This is a genomic window from Brevundimonas sp. FV1ye29L, assembly GCF_058681095.1.
Map to the genome: position 1 here is coordinate 593,089 of NZ_CM178730.1, position 14,105 is coordinate 607,193.

The 14,105-nt window shown below is 69.6% G+C and carries 15 protein-coding genes; 10 read left to right on the top strand and 5 right to left on the bottom strand.

Going from position 1 to position 14,105, the window contains the following annotated elements; translation table 11 throughout:
• Positions 1–25 precede the first annotated feature (25 nt).
• The 8 genes from ACW17W_RS03000 to ACW17W_RS03035 all read left to right on the top strand — a co-directional run bounded on the left by ACW17W_RS03000 (position 26) and on the right by ACW17W_RS03035 (position 9,299).
• Complete coding sequence (locus ACW17W_RS03000) at positions 26–1,573, top strand: trypsin-like peptidase domain-containing protein (protein WP_492079221.1); 1,548 nt, start codon at positions 26–28, stop codon at positions 1,571–1,573.
• A gap of 96 nt (positions 1,574–1,669) precedes the next feature.
• Complete coding sequence (locus ACW17W_RS03005) at positions 1,670–2,341, top strand: response regulator transcription factor (protein WP_492079223.1); 672 nt, start codon at positions 1,670–1,672, stop codon at positions 2,339–2,341.
• 100 nt (positions 2,342–2,441) lie between these two features.
• Positions 2,442–3,875, top strand: coding sequence for a sensor histidine kinase (locus tag ACW17W_RS03010; protein ID WP_492079225.1), 1,434 nt, complete (start codon positions 2,442–2,444; stop codon positions 3,873–3,875).
• The gene (locus tag ACW17W_RS03015; protein ID WP_492079227.1) at positions 3,872–6,790 is read left to right on the top strand and encodes a bifunctional [glutamine synthetase] adenylyltransferase/[glutamine synthetase]-adenylyl-L-tyrosine phosphorylase; all 2,919 of its coding nucleotides are present in this window, start codon (positions 3,872–3,874) and stop codon (positions 6,788–6,790) included. The genes ACW17W_RS03010 and ACW17W_RS03015 overlap by 4 nt, the downstream gene beginning before the upstream one ends.
• Positions 6,791–6,836: 46 nt before the next feature.
• Positions 6,837–7,691: a hypothetical protein gene (locus ACW17W_RS03020; RefSeq protein WP_492079229.1), complete on the top strand. Its 855-nt coding sequence runs from the start codon at positions 6,837–6,839 to the stop codon at positions 7,689–7,691.
• A gap of 65 nt (positions 7,692–7,756) precedes the next feature.
• Positions 7,757–8,326 carry an RNA polymerase sigma factor gene (locus ACW17W_RS03025; RefSeq protein ID WP_492080244.1) on the top strand — a complete coding sequence of 190 codons (570 nt, stop codon included), beginning with the start codon at positions 7,757–7,759 and terminating at the stop codon, positions 8,324–8,326.
• Between the two features lie 2 nt (positions 8,327–8,328).
• A complete protein-coding gene (locus tag ACW17W_RS03030; RefSeq protein ID WP_492079231.1) occupies positions 8,329–8,766 on the top strand; it encodes a hypothetical protein in 438 nt (145 codons plus the stop codon).
• Positions 8,763–9,299, top strand: a complete 537-nt coding sequence (locus tag ACW17W_RS03035; RefSeq protein WP_492079233.1) for a periplasmic heavy metal sensor — start codon at positions 8,763–8,765, stop codon at positions 9,297–9,299. The genes ACW17W_RS03030 and ACW17W_RS03035 overlap by 4 nt, the downstream gene beginning before the upstream one ends.
• Before the next feature lie 8 nt (positions 9,300–9,307).
• On the opposite strand, the gene ACW17W_RS03040 is transcribed toward ACW17W_RS03035, so the two are convergent.
• Positions 9,308–10,123: a crotonase/enoyl-CoA hydratase family protein gene (locus ACW17W_RS03040; RefSeq protein WP_492079235.1), complete on the bottom strand. Its 816-nt coding sequence runs from the start codon at positions 10,121–10,123 to the stop codon at positions 9,308–9,310.
• Between the two features lie 102 nt (positions 10,124–10,225).
• Positions 10,226–10,381 (bottom strand): hypothetical protein, encoded by a 156-nt coding sequence (locus tag ACW17W_RS03045; RefSeq protein ID WP_492079237.1) that lies wholly within the window; start codon positions 10,379–10,381, stop codon positions 10,226–10,228.
• A 175-nt stretch (positions 10,382–10,556) separates the two neighbouring features.
• Here ACW17W_RS03045 and ACW17W_RS03050 point away from each other — a divergent pair, with 175 nt between their 5' ends.
• Both ACW17W_RS03050 and ACW17W_RS03055 read left to right on the top strand, forming a co-directional pair.
• Positions 10,557–10,805 (top strand): DUF1289 domain-containing protein, encoded by a 249-nt coding sequence (locus ACW17W_RS03050; protein ID WP_492079239.1) that lies wholly within the window; start codon positions 10,557–10,559, stop codon positions 10,803–10,805.
• An 87-nt stretch (positions 10,806–10,892) separates the two neighbouring features.
• The gene (locus tag ACW17W_RS03055; protein ID WP_492079241.1) at positions 10,893–11,444 is read left to right on the top strand and encodes a TIGR02281 family clan AA aspartic protease; all 552 of its coding nucleotides are present in this window, start codon (positions 10,893–10,895) and stop codon (positions 11,442–11,444) included.
• Positions 11,445–11,496: 52 nt separating this feature from the next.
• On the opposite strand, the gene ACW17W_RS03060 is transcribed toward ACW17W_RS03055, so the two are convergent.
• From ACW17W_RS03060 to dusA, 3 genes are all read right to left on the bottom strand, one after another.
• Positions 11,497–12,321 carry a sulfite exporter TauE/SafE family protein gene (locus tag ACW17W_RS03060; RefSeq protein WP_492079243.1) on the bottom strand — a complete coding sequence of 275 codons (825 nt, stop codon included), beginning with the start codon at positions 12,319–12,321 and terminating at the stop codon, positions 11,497–11,499.
• A gap of 22 nt (positions 12,322–12,343) precedes the next feature.
• Positions 12,344–13,021, bottom strand: coding sequence for a hypothetical protein (locus tag ACW17W_RS03065; RefSeq protein ID WP_492079245.1), 678 nt, complete (start codon positions 13,019–13,021; stop codon positions 12,344–12,346).
• A gap of 74 nt (positions 13,022–13,095) precedes the next feature.
• The gene (gene dusA / locus ACW17W_RS03070; RefSeq protein WP_492080245.1) at positions 13,096–14,085 is read right to left on the bottom strand and encodes a tRNA dihydrouridine(20/20a) synthase DusA; all 990 of its coding nucleotides are present in this window, start codon (positions 14,083–14,085) and stop codon (positions 13,096–13,098) included.
• Positions 14,086–14,105 lie beyond the last annotated feature (20 nt).

Below are 14,105 nucleotides of genomic sequence, written 5' to 3' on the forward strand. Positions count from 1 at the left end.
TCATCACAGGGTTTCAAGGACGACGATGCTGAAGCGCAAGGAGTTCATTCTGGGGGCCGCCGCCGGCCTGATCATCGCCGCAGGCGCGACTGCGGGCGGGGTCATCAGCTGGCCCACCGCCCAGGCCGAGACCCGCCCCGGCCAGCTGGTGCCGTCGGCCGGGGCCTCGGGCCTCGCCTTCGCCCCGCCGCAGGGCGCCCCGCTCAGCTTCGCCGACATCGTGCAACAGGTCGCCCCGGCCGTGGTCCAGATCGAGGTCGAGACGCCCGTTGAACGCCCGACGGGCGGCGGCATCCAGATCCCCGGCTTCCCGGGCTTCGTCATCCCGAACCCGCAGGGCGCAGAGCCCGATCCGGACGCCGAGCCGGAAACGGCGGCAGGCGCGGGCTCCGGCTTCTTCATTTCCAAGGACGGCTTCATCGTCACCAACAACCACGTTGTGGCGAACGCCACCTCGATCAAGGTCGTGCTGAACGACGGACGAAAACTGGACGCCAAACTCATCGGGCGGGATCAGAATTCTGATCTGGCGGTCATCAAGGTTGAGGGCGATGACTTCAAATTCGTGAGCTTCGAGGAAGAGGCTGAGCCGCGCGTCGGCGACTGGGTCGTGGCGGTCGGAAATCCGTTCGGGCTCGGAGGCACGGCCACGGCCGGCATTATTTCGGCCAAGGGTCGCAACAACCTCGACGCTTCCACGCCCTATACCGACTATCTCCAGATCGACGCGGCCATCAACCGGGGCAACTCCGGCGGTCCGACCTTTGACATCTACGGTCGCGTGATCGGCGTGAACTCGGCGATTATTTCGCCGACGGGCGCCTCGGTGGGCATCGGGTTCGCCATCCCGGCTTCGGTCGCCAAGCCCGTCGTCGATCAGTTGATGCGCGGCGAGCGAGTCCAGCGTGGCTATGTCGGCATTGGTATCCGCAGTCTGACCCCCGAAATGTGGGAGGCCCTCGGCCAGCCGGAAGATTTCAAGGGGGCGCTCATCGAAAGCGTCAACGAGGATGGTCCTGCCGCGACAGCCGGGGTGCGGGCCAATGACATTGCCGTCGCCGTGAATGGCGTTGCCGTCAGCAACGGTACAGAGCTGACGCGTCAGGTCGGGCGCGCCAAGCCCGGCGACATGATTCGGCTCGAGGTCATCCGCGACGGCCGTCGTCAGACCTTGAACATCCGGGCGGGCATTCGTCCGCCGGAGGAGGAGTTGAACGCTCAACGGGACGGTTCCGGCCCCGCGACGCCGGGGGCGCCTTCTGCTTCGGGCACGACTATCGAAGGCATGACGGTCGGAACGATCACGCCGGCTGTCCGGCAGCGTTTCGGGATCGCCGACACCGTGACGGGCGTTGTGATTTCTCGCGTCGCTCCGAATTCAATAGCGGCGCAACTGCGGATACCCGTGGGCGCCGTCATCACCCGTGCGAACTTCAAGGTGATTGGCTCGGCGGCAGACCTGACTGAAGAGGTCGCCGCCGCCCGTAGAGCCGGTCGCGCAAGCATCCTCCTGTTTGTCTGGACCTCCATAGGGACGCAGACGGTCGCCCTGGAGCTTTCCAAAGCTGAATAATCCCTAACTCACCAGATCGCCGCCGATGTGCAATCATCGGCGGCGATTTTGATTCCGGGCAGGGTTTTGGGCCTTGGGTGTCGGGGGGAGTGAGCCATGAAGATTCTGGTGGTCGAGGACGATGCGGACGCGGCGGCGGCGATGCTGCGCGGCCTGACCGAGGCCGGGCATCAGGCGGCCCATGCCGTGGACGGCGCCTATGGTCTGCTGGAGGCCCAGCGCGGGGGCTATGACGTCTATGTGGTGGACCGGATGATGCCGCGCCTGGACGGCATCGGCATGGTCGAGACCCTGAGGAAGGACGGCGACCAGACGCCGGTTCTGTTCCTGTCGGCGCTGGGCGAGGTCGAGGATCGGATCACGGGTCTGAAGGCCGGGGGCGACGACTATCTGGTCAAACCCTACGCCTTTGCCGAACTGATCGCCCGGGTCGAGGCCCTGGCCCGCCGTCGCGAGACCGGCGGGGTCCAGACCGTGCTCAAGGTCGGGGATCTGGAGATGAACCTGATCGCCCGCACCGTGTTCCGGGGAACGACCGAGATCGACCTGCAACCGCGCGAATTCCAGCTGCTGGAGTTCCTGATGCGCCACGCCGGCCAGTCGGTGACCCGCACCATGCTGCTGGAGAAGGTCTGGGAATACCATTTCGACCCCCAGACCAATGTCATCGACGTCCACATCAGCCGCCTGCGCTCCAAGATCGACAAGGGCTTCGACAAGGCCATGCTGCAGACGGTGCGGGGCGCGGGGTACCGGCTGGAGGCTTAGGAGTGATTGGTGAGTAGTGAGTAGTGTGCAGGGGTGTGTCGGGCGGCTGGATGATTGAAATGCACTACTCACTACTCACGACTCACTAGTCACCAGGACCATGCGCCTCCCCTCCCTCTTTCGTCGCACGCCGTTCCGGCTGACGCTGCTGTTCCTGGCCCTGTTCGCGGCGGCGGCGGCGGCGATCCTGGCCTATGTCTATATCGCCTCGGCCGAGGAGGCGCGGGCGCGGGCGCGGACGGATGTCGAGACCGAGGTCGCCAGCCTGACGGCCATCTATCGGACGCGCGGGCCTGACGCCCTCAATGGCGCCCTTGTCGAGCGGGTCGTCAGGGGCGGCCACTATCTGTATGTGCTGGTCGGGCGGGACGGACAGGTCATCACCACCAGCCTGTCGGACTCTCCGCTGGACCGGGACGTCGGCGAGCGGGCTGTGTGGGACACTTTCACCTTCACCGACACCGCCGAAGACGGCACGGTCGAGCGGCGTCAGGGTTTCGGCGTCGAGATGAAACTGTCGGGCGGCGAACGGCTGTTCGTCGGTCAGGATCTGGGCGACACTGAAGCCTATCTGGGCCGGCTGACCCAGGCCCTGTGGATGGCCATGGGGATGGTGCTGCTGCTGGGCGCCACCGGAGGGCTGATCGTCAGCCGCAATCTGGAACGGTCGATGGGCCGGTTGAACGCCGTGGTCTCGGCCGTTCAGGAGGGCGATCTGAAGGCGCGCGTACCGCTCCGGCAGCCCGCGCGGGGCCCTGTGGAGGGCGGTGACGAACTGGAGGAACTGGGCCGGGGTCTGAACGGGATGCTGGACCGGCTGGAGGCCTCGATGGCCTCGATCCGCCACGCCGGCGACGCCATCGCCCACGACCTGCGCTCGCCCCTGACCCGGATGCGGGCGCGGCTGGAGGTCGCCCTGATCGACGCCGAGGCGGGTCGGGTGACGGGTGTCGACGCCCTGTCGACCGCCCTTGAAGAGGCTGACAACCTGCTGAAGACCTTCAATACGGTGCTGGCCATCGCCCGGCTGCAGTCGGGCGGGGCGCCCGATCCGGTGGTGTTCGACGCCGCCGACCTGGCCGCGGACATGGCCGAACTGTATGAGCCCGCCGCCGAGGACAAGGGGCTGGAGTTCTCGGCCGAGATCGAAAAGGGGCTGATGATCGAGGGCAATCCGCCCTTCCTCGCCCAGGCCCTGGCGAACGTCATCGACAACGCCATCAAATATACCCCGTCCGGCGGGGCGGTGATGCTGCGGGCGCGGCGGCGGTCGTCGGGCGAGATCGAATATTCGATCACCGATACCGGCCCGGGCGTCCCGGACGAGGATCGCGAGCGGGTCATCCAGCGCTTTGTGCGTCTGGACAACAGCCGGTCGGAAGCCGGGTCCGGTCTCGGCCTGTCGCTGGTCTCGGCCGTGCTGGAGGCGCATCAGGGCCGTATCCAGCTGGATGAGGGGCCCGGGGCCTATGGCGGATTCGGGCCCGGCCTGCGCGTGGCCCTGGTCATCCCGCCCGCGACGACGACGGCGTGAGCCCGCTCGGGGAACAGTTGCGCCCCTGCGGGCCCGTGGTCGATGCGGAGGCGGCGGCGCGGGCGCTGGAACGGCTGGGGGAGGCCGCGAGAGACGGCGGCTGGCGGCCGGTGCTGGACGCCGCCTGGCCCGCCCTGGAGCCCGTCTTCTCTGCCTCGCCCTATCTGTTCAGCCTCGCGCGGCGGCGGCCCGATCAGCTTCGCGACATCCTGTCCGGGGCGCCGGAGGGGCGGTTGCTGGCCATCCTGTCGGCGACGGAGGCGCTGGAGGGCGGGGCCGAGGCGGCCAAGGCGCCGCTGCGCCGTCTGAAGGGCGAACTGCATCTGCTGACGGCCCTCGCCGATCTCGGCGGGGTCTGGGACCTGACGGCGGTGACCCACGCCCTGTCAGCCTTTGCCGACGCCTCAACCCAGGCGGCGCTGAGGGCCGTGGCCCATGACCTGCGGGCGCGGGGACGGCTGATCTCTGCGGCCGATGATCCGGCGGGGCCCGTCCCCGGCCTGTTCGTCCTGGCCATGGGGAAACACGGCGCGTTTGAGCTGAACTATTCCTCCGACATCGACATCTCCTTCTTCTACGACCCCGACCGGCTGGCGCCCGCCCTCGCCGACGGGGTGGAGATACAGGGGTTTGTCGACCGGCTGGCCCAGTCGCTGTCGGTGCTGATGCAGGAGCGGACCGCCGACGGCTATGTCTTCCGGGTGGACCTGCGGCTGCGGCCCGACCCCTCCTCGACCCCGCCGGTCGTGGCTGTGCCCATGGCCCTGGCCTATTATGAATCCGTCGGCCAGAACTGGGAGCGGGCGGCCTTCATCAAGGCGCGGGCGGTCTGCGGCGATATCGCGGCGGGGGAGGCGTTCCTTGAGGACCTGACCCCCTTCATCTGGCGGCGCAGTCTCGACTATCAGGCCGTGCTCGATATCCAGTCGATCAAGCGCCAGATCCACGCCCACAAGACCGGCGTCGGCATGGTCGCCATGGGGGCCAATCTGAAGCTGGGACGGGGCGGCATCCGCGAGATCGAATTCTATGCCCAGACCCAGCAGTTGATCCTGGGCGGGCGCGACCCGTCCCTGCGCAGTCCGCGCACCGAGGCCGCCCTCGCCGCCCTGGTCGCCGCCGACCATGTTCCGCCGCATGTCGCCGATGAGCTGTGCGCCGGATATCGCCGCCTGAGGGCGCTGGAACACCGGGTCCAGATGCTGGACGATGAACAGACCCACACCCTGCCGTTGGACGGGGCGCGCCGGGCAGCTGTCGCAGCCCTGTCGGGCGAGGGGGATCTGGCCGTCTTTGACAACCAGGTCCAGGCCCTGCTGATCGGGGTCAACCGCCGCTATGGCGAGCTGTTCGAGGGGGAGGAGGACCTGTCCTCGTCCTGGGGCAGTCTGGTCTTCACCGGGGTGGAGAACGATCCGGAGACGATCGAAACCCTGAAGCGGATGGGCTTTGCCGAGCCGGCCTCGGTCGCCGACACGATCCGGGGCTGGCACCACGGCCATATTCCTGCGACCCGGACCTCCCGTGGGCGCGAGCTGTTCACCCGGCTGGCCCCGAAACTGCTGGAGGCGGTCGCCCGGACCGGGGCGGCCGACGCGGCCTTCACCCGGTTCGCCACCTTCTTCGCCGGGATGAACTCGGGGGTGCAGGTCCAGGCCCTGTTCCTGAACCAGCCCGAACTGTTCGAGATGATCGTCGGGGTCATGGCCTTCGCCCCCCGGCTGGCGCGGACGCTGGGCCGCTATCCGGCGGCGCTGGATTCGATGCTGGACGCCCGGTTCCATGCCCGGCTCGGTCCCTCCACCGGCCTGTTCGACCAGATGGCGGAGGAGGCGGCCGCGGCCGGCGATTTCGAGGGGGCGATGAACGCCGTCCGCCGCCTGCACCGTGAACAGCAATTCCGCATCGGCATCCAGACCCTGAGCGGCCGGGTCGGGCCCGAGACGGCCGGACAGGCCTTCACCAACCTGGCCGATGCGGTGATGAAGGTGCTGGCCGATGCGGCCCTGACCGAAACCGTGCGGCTGGGGGGCGCCTTCCCCGGCGCCTCGGCGGTGATCGCCCTGGGCAAGGCCGGGTCGGGGGAGATGACCGCCGGGTCCGACCTGGATCTGATGACCGTCTATGAGGCCCCGCCCGAGGCGGTGTCGACCATCAAGGGCTGGTCCGCCGATGTCTTCAACATCCGCTTCACCCAGAGGCTGATCTCGGCCCTGTCGGCCCATACGGCGGAGGGCGGCCTGTATGAGGTCGACATGCGGCTGCGGCCGTCCGGCTCCAAGGGGCCGGTGTCGGTGCGGCTGTCGACCTTTGACGCCTACTATCTGGAAGAGGCGGCGACCTGGGAGTTCATGGCCCTGACGCGCGCGCGTGTGGCCTGGGCCAGCGACCCGGCTTTCGGACACCGGGTGCAGGCCTCGATCGAGGCGGCGTTGAGGCGGCCGCGTCCGGGCGTCGATGTCGCCCATGACGTGCGGGCCATGCGCGACCTGATGGACCGGGAGCGGCGGCCCTCCGGCTTCTGGGATCTGAAACTCTCGCCGGGCGGGCTGGTGGATGCGGAGTTCGTCGGCCAGTTCCGTCAACTGCAGGCGGCTGCGGCAGGCGAGGCCCTGACCCCCTATACGCTGGAGCAGCTGGCCGGCGACCCGGTGCTGGCCGACGCCTGGCGTTTGCAGCAGAGGCTGGGTCAGCTGTTCGCCTGCGCCTTCGACGACCGCCCCGAGCCGGAGGATGAGCCCGGGCCGTTCCGCCAGCGTCTGGCCCTGGCCGCCGGATCCCCCGATTTCGACGCCCTGGTGGCGCGGCTGACGGCTGATCGGATCGCCGCCCGCGCGGCCTTTGACGCCGTGCTGCCGCCTGTCGGCGATGATGACAGGACGTCCGGCGACGGAGAGACGGCCGGTTCGCGTTGAACCCCCTGAACGGCGCGGACCCCGCGCCCCTGTGGTGGAGACGACCATGACCCGATTGAAGCTTCTCAGCGGCCTTGCGGTCGCCTGTCTGACCCTGTCGTCAGGCGTCGCCTCGGCCCAGACGGCGGCCCGGACCGCAACCCCGATGGCCGGGCCGGCCTCACCGGCCCGTGGCGGTGCAGGCGGTCTGATGCGCGCCGATGCCGACCGTGACGGTCGCCTGTCGAAGGCCGAGTTCGTCAATGCCCGACTGGCGCCGCTGACGGCCATGGACGCCGACCGGGACGGCACGGTGACGGTCGCCGAACGCACCGCCTCGCGGGAGGCGAGGGCCGCGACGCGCACGACCCGTCGCTTCGAGCGACTGGACGCGAACAAGGACGGGGTCATCAGCCGGGCGGAGTTCGACGCCGCTGCGGAACAGGGCCGACCCGGGCGCGCCGCCGGGCCCGGTCGCCATCAGGGGCGTCACGGCGGCGCCCGTCACGCCGGGCGCCAGGGCGGTCCGGGACAGGCTGGAATGGGACAAGGCATGGCACAGGCCGGCAACGTTCAGGCCGGCAACATCCAGGCGGGCATGGCGCGGGCCGGCGGCCGTCCGGGCCTGCAGGCCGGCGGGGCCCGGGCGGCAACACCCGTCGTCCTGGCCGAGGCGCGGGTGAAGGCGGAAGCGGCCTTTGATCGCCTGGACGCGGACGAGGACGGCTTTCTGGTCCGGACCGAACTCCAGGCGGCTCGAGGCGCGATGCGTGAACGTCGCGAGGCGCGCGGCGCCGGCCAGGGCCCGCGTCAGGGCGGACGGGGCGAGGCCCGGCGTATGAGGCGGGAGGCTCCGGCCGGTGCGAATTCGACGCCGACCGCTCAAATCCCGGCGTCGCCTGCGACCCCCGCTTCGGAGTAGTGTCGTGTCAGGCCGGGTCACTGACGACAGGCCGTTCCGGATGGCAGGCGAGGCGAGTGGTCGTATTGGCGCGTATCGTCGACCCCGACGAGGATCTGGTCCGACGTGTCGGCCAGGGCGACGCGGCGGCCATCCAGGCGATGGTGGCGCGCAAGCTGCCGCGCATCCTGGCCCTGGCCAGACGGATGCTGTCCGATCCGGTCGAGGCCGAGGACGTGGCCCAGGAAGCCATGCTGCGGGCCTGGCGTCAGGCCCCGAAATGGACGCCCGGCAAGGCGAAGTTCGACACCTGGCTGCACCGGGTGGCCCTGAACCTCTGCTACGACCGGCTCAGGCGGCGGCGCGAGGTTCCCACCGAGACGCCGCCCGAGCGGGTCGACGACGGGCCCGCCCCGGATCAGGGCCTGCTATCGGCCGAGACCGGGGTGCGGGTGGATGCAGCGCTTGCCCGCCTGCCCGATCGCCAGCGCGAGGCGATCGTGTTGTGTCATTATCAGGAGCTGACCAATATCGAGGCGGCGTCGCTGATGGCGGTCAGCGTCGAGGCGCTGGAAAGTCTGTTGTCGCGGGGCCGTCGGGCCTTGCGGATTTCACTGGCCGACCTGGCCGACGATCGGGGGGCTGATCGAGGATGAGTATGAACGCCGAAAGGCTCCAACAACTGGTCGCCGCCTATGGCGCCGATCCCCGTCGCTGGCCAGAGGCCGAGCGCGAGGCGGGCCGCGCCCTGCTGGCGGCCAGTCCGGATCAGGATGCGCCGGATTGGGCTGCGGCTGTCGAGGCGGCGCGCGACCTGGATCATCGGCTGTGGGCCTCGCCCCAGCCGGCCGTGTCGATGGCCCTGAGGGACCGGGTGCTGGCCTCGGCCGCGTCCGCGGGCCTGACGCCGCGCCGGATGAGGCTGTGGCGCGACCGTCTGGCCCTGGTCTTCGGGGCCGGATGGGCGGCGGCCGCCTGCGCCGGCGTGGCGGCGGGGATCGTGCTCAGCGCCCAGATCAGCGCCGACGCGAGCGCCGACGCGGTGCTGTATCAGGCGTCGCAATCGACGCTGGACGACAGCGAGATGGCGGGATGAATTCCCGCCTGCTCGCCATCGCCCTGGCCGTATCGGTGGCCGTCAACCTGTTCGCCGTGGCGGCCGGGGTCACCGTCTGGACGGGGATCAAACGCCACGAGGCCAGGGTCGCGGAGATGCGGGCGCCGGCCCAGCGCGGTCCGCTGCGCGAGGTTCTGGCCGATATGGATCCCGCCGTGCGCGACCGGGTGCGGGCCTCGATGCGCGCCTCGGCCCTGGCCGCCAGGCCGGATTTCGAGGCCGCCCGCGCCGCCCGTCGCCAGGCGGTCGATCTCGCCGGGTCCCCGACCCTGGACGCCCCCGCCGTCACCGCCGCCCTGGATCGGTCGCGCGCCGCCGAACTGCGCGGTCGCGCCCGGCTGGAAGCCGATGCCGTGGCCTTGCTCGGCACGCTGGGCCCCGCCGACCGGACGGCGCTCAGCCGAATCCTGAACCGCCGGGGCGGGCGCGAGGATCGACCCCGTCAGGGCCGCGGCGCGCGACCCGATACGGGCCCGGATACAGGCGCAGGCGAAGCGGCGCGGGGCGGCTGATTCCGCGATCAGTCGCCGGTGAAGACGCCCGGGCGCTTGTCCAGCACGGCATTGACGCCCTCCAGATGGTCGTCCGTCAGATGGGCGAGGGCCTGCATGGCCGCCGACATCTCCAGCACCTGGTCGAAGCTCGCCTCACGTCCCTGACGCAACAGGGCCTTGGACATGCGCAGGGCGCGCGGCGGCTGGGCGGCGACACGGCCGGCCATCTCCAGCACCGCCGGCATCAGGTCGTCGTGGTTGACGACCTGGTTGACCAGACCCCAGTCCAGCGCGGTCGCCGCATCCACCGTCCGGGCCGTGAACAGCATTTCGGCGGCGCGGACATAGCCGACATTGCGGGGCAGAAGCCACGAGCCCCCGTCGCCGGGAATGATGCCCAGCTTCAGGAAGGGCACGCCGAAACTGGCGCGGTCGGAAGCGATGCGAAGATCGGCGAGGCCGGCGATGTCGCAGCCCAGACCCATGGCAGGGCCGTTGACGGCCGCCACCAGCGGAACCTCCAGCCCGTAGAGCGACCGGACGATCCGGTGGACGACACGGCGATAGCGTTCACGGATGGCGGCGCCGGACCCCTCGAACAGGTCGCGCCGGTCGCGCATGGCGGTCAGGTCGCCCCCGGCCGAAAAGGCGCGCCCGGCCCCGGTCAGCACGACGCAGCGCACCGACAGATCGGCGTTGACCGCCTCGCACAGGGCCGCGACCTCATCGCCGTCCGTCAGGTCGGGGAGGGCGTTCAACCGGTCGGGCCGGTTGAAGATCCAGACGACGACCGCGCCGCCGCCCGGCTGTTCCACCCGTTGCTGCGTGATCAGACCCGTCATGAGACACCCCCGACAATGTAAAGCCCCGGCCTTTTCGGGGCCGGGGCTCTGACGTGCAAGCCTGAATGTCAGGCGGGGTTCAGTTGAGATCAGCGCAGGGGGTCAGCGCGGTCGTTTGATCTCGATCGGCACGAAGCTGGACGGGTGACTGACGACGCGATCATTCGCGCGCGCCTGTCGGTTGGTGGTCACCAGCATGCCGCCCCAGTAGGCGAAGGACGTCATGGCGTGCTGGAGGTTACGGTCCTTATCGTTCATCTTGTGATGTCTCCTTTCGTTGAACGATGAAAAGAGACACGTCGTGCTTGCAGGGGTTTGCACCCTCTTAGTCGTTTCGCGTCGCAGCCTGTATCGCACAGGATGACGCAAACTGCAAGTTTTTAGTCCGTTAGCGGAGCAGTTGTTGCCTAACTGTGATGAACCTTCGCCCCGAATGGGTCCGGCGCCGACCGAGGCGGCGGAGGGCCCGCCCCGACCTGTGGCGACGCCCTGTATCCAGGTCTGTATCGTCGATGGCGGGTCGGGCCTGTGCCTCGGCTGCTTTCGAACCCTGGCCGAAATCGGCGGGTGGAGCGCTCTGACCGAGGCGGCGCGGGCCGCGATCATGGCGGAGTTGCCGGAACGTCGCGGGCGTATCGACCCCGTCCGGCTGGGAGCGAAGCCAGGCGGTAACCCGGCGTAAACCCTCTCGCTTCACCCCAATCAAACCCTGTCCGTGCAGGATGGTTGTGACCGCAGAAGCGTCACTGTCCTCCCCGCGTGATCCAGAATGAGCGTTTTCGACCTGAAATCCGCCGGCATCGTGGTCGTGGCCACCACCTGCGCGCTCAGCCTCGGCCTGTGGCTGAACCACGGCGGGGGTCGGGGCGCGTCGGCCGTCGCCGCCGTCGCGGCCGATTCCGTGTCCGGGGCGCCTGTCGAGGCGGACCATCCTGTGGCTGAAGCCAGACCCGGCCGCCCCGGCCAGGTTGTGCGCGCCGCCGATGGCCACTACTGGGCCGAGGCGAAGATCGACGGCCGCGCTGTGCGGGTCCTGGTCGACACCGGGGCCAGCGTTGTCGCCCTGACGCGCGAGGACGCCCTGAGACTGGGGCTGAAACTCACGCATGAGGATTTCACCAGTACGGTCAACACCGCCTCTGGTCCGGCCCGGGCGGCGAAGGTCACCCTGGCCTCAGTCTCTGTGGCCGGCGCGCGGGTGGACGGGGTCGAGGCCCTCGTCGTTGAGGAGGGCCTTTCCCAGTCGTTGCTGGGCATGAGCTATCTGGGTCGGCTGGCGGCATTCGAGGCCACCCCGGCCGCCCTGACCCTGAGGCCCTGACCTGAGGCCCTGACCCTGAGGTCCTGACCCTGAGGTCCTGACCGGTTCGCGCCTACAGAGCCTTGATCACCACCAGACCGGCAGTGACCAGCAGATAGACGGCGAAGGCCTTTCTCAGCACCCGCTTGTCCAGACTGTGGGCCAGTCGCGCCCCCCAGGGCGCCACGAGGGTCGTCAGCACCCCCATAACCACGGCGGCCGGTACGTTCACATAGCCGAGCGACAGTGGCGGCCGTCCCGGGGCGCCCCAGCCGAAGATCACGAACCCGACCATGGCCGCCGCGCCGATGGCGATGCCGAAGCCTGACGCCGTGGCCACCGCCTGATGGATCGGGCGGCCGCACAGGGTCATCATCATCCCGCCGAAGCTGCCGCCGCCGACCCCCATCATGGCCGAGAGGCCGCCGATCAGGCCGCCGACCGCCCGTCTCGCCCAGCCGGTCGGCAGATCGCGCGCCAGGGTGAATCGCTCGGGGAGCAGCCCCATCTGGGCGGCGACGACGGCCAGGCAGACGCCGTAGACGATGGCCAGTCCGCCCATGGAGGTGAAGCCGGCCACGGCCGCCCCGGCCAGGGCGCCCGCCCCGACCCAGGGCGTCCAGGCTTTCAGCACCGCCTCGTCCACGGCGCCGTGCGACCTGTGGGCCTTCAGCGACCGCCAGGAGGTGGCGACAATGGTCATCAGCGAGGTGCCCACCGCGACGTGCAGATTGCTCTCTCCGCCCAGGTGCAGGGTGGCGAAGGCATAGAACAGGGCCGGCACGATCACCGTCCCGCCGCCGACGCCGAACAGCCCGGCGATCAGCCCTCCGAACAGCCCCGCAGCGATGACGGCGGCCATGAGGCTGAGGATTTCGTTCAGGGGCAGGTTGAGCATGCCCGTCCTTACCGGGCGTGGATCAGAACTTGTAGTTCAGACCCAGCTGAAGGACCGGATAGAAGCCGTAGTCCTCGACGTCTGACTGCAGGGAGGCGCGTTCTTCCGCCAGCCGTGCGCGAAAATTCGGGTCGTTCGACAGGGTTCCGCCGGTCGAGGTCAGGTCGACCTCCGGCTTGTCGCTCCACGCCACCCCCGCCAGGGCGCGAAAGCCCCAGCGCGAACGGCGGGTGAAGGTGTTGTCGAAGCCCAGGCCGGCGAAGGGGGCGACGTCCTGCAGGCGGATCTCGCCGGTCAAGGTCCCGACCTGGGCCGGGGTGAAGGTCTGGCCGCCGATATTCACCGGCGCGGTCGGGGTGGCGTTCAGGCCGATATTGCGCTGGCCGATATAGGCTCCGCCCGAGACAAAGAAGCCGTTCGCCAGGGGATGCAGGTCCACGAAGGCGCCGGCCGTGTCGAAATCCAGGCGGCCGGCGTAGTCCACGCCGTCATAGGTTTCGTCCAGATCATAGCCGAGGGTGTCCAGACCCCCGCGCAGGACGAAGATGGGCCCGAGCGCGAACTGGGCCTCGATCCCGACGCCTGTCGTGCCGATCTGGCCGCCGACCGCGACGGCCGGGTCTCCCGCCGTCTGGGCCAGGGCGGGCCAGGCGGCCAGGGTGCAACAGGCGGCGGCCGTGGCGAGAAGCAGGCGGGTCATGAAGGCGGCTCCGGAAGGGACAGACGCACCTTCTCCCAACAGGCTTAATGAAGGCTTGCGGCCGGAGCCGGCGTTCAGGCCGCCTGATCGTCCCGGATGCGGCGCGCGGCGGCTTCGTGGACGGCCTCCACAGCCCGGTTCAGAACCTCCAGACCGGCGCCCGGCCGGATTGACTCGACAGTCAGGATACGACGGAAGGCGCGCGCCCCGGGCCGGCCGTGCATCAGGCCCAGCATGTGCCGCGCCATGGCCGCCAGCCCCACGCCCTCGTCCAGCCGGGCCGCCAGATAGGGCCGGTAGCGTGCGATGGCGTCGAACGGATCGACGTCTGGCGTCGCCGCGCCGAACAGCCGGCGGTCCACCTGACCCAGCAGGGCCGGCTCATGATAGGCGGCGCGACCCAGCATGACGCCGTCCAGTCGGACGCCGTCGGGATCCGGCGCCAGCAGGGCTTCGGCCTGGTCCAGGTCGGCGATTCCGCCATTGATCGAGATCGTCAGATGCGGCCGCTCGCGCTTCAGCCGGCGCACCAGACCATAGTCCAGCGGCGGGACGTCGCGGTTCTCCTTCGGCGACAGGCCCTTCAGCCAGGCCTTGCGGGCATGGACGATGAAGGTGGTGATCCCGACGGCGGCCGAGGCGTCGACCGTGGCGAACAGGCTCTGTTGCGGGTCCTGGTCGTCCACCCCGATCCGGCATTTGACGGTGGCGGGCACGTCGACCGCCTCGCGGATCGCGGCCATACAGTCGGCCACCAGCTCAGGCTCGCGCATCAGACAGGCGCCGAAACGGCCCGACTGGACCCGGTCGGACGGACAGCCGACGTTGAGGTTGATCTCGTCATAGCCGAACGCCGCCCCGATGCGCGCCGCCTCGGCCAGCTGCGCCGGGTCCGACCCGCCCAGTTGCAGGGCCACCGGATGCTCGACCGCGTCAAAGCCCAGCAGCCGCTCCCGGTCGCCATGGATCACCGCCGGGGCGGTGACCATCTCGGTGTAGAGCAGGGCGCGAGACGACAGGGCCCGGTGGAACGCCCGGCAATGCCGGTCGGTCCAGTCCATCATCGGGGCCACTGAAAATCTGT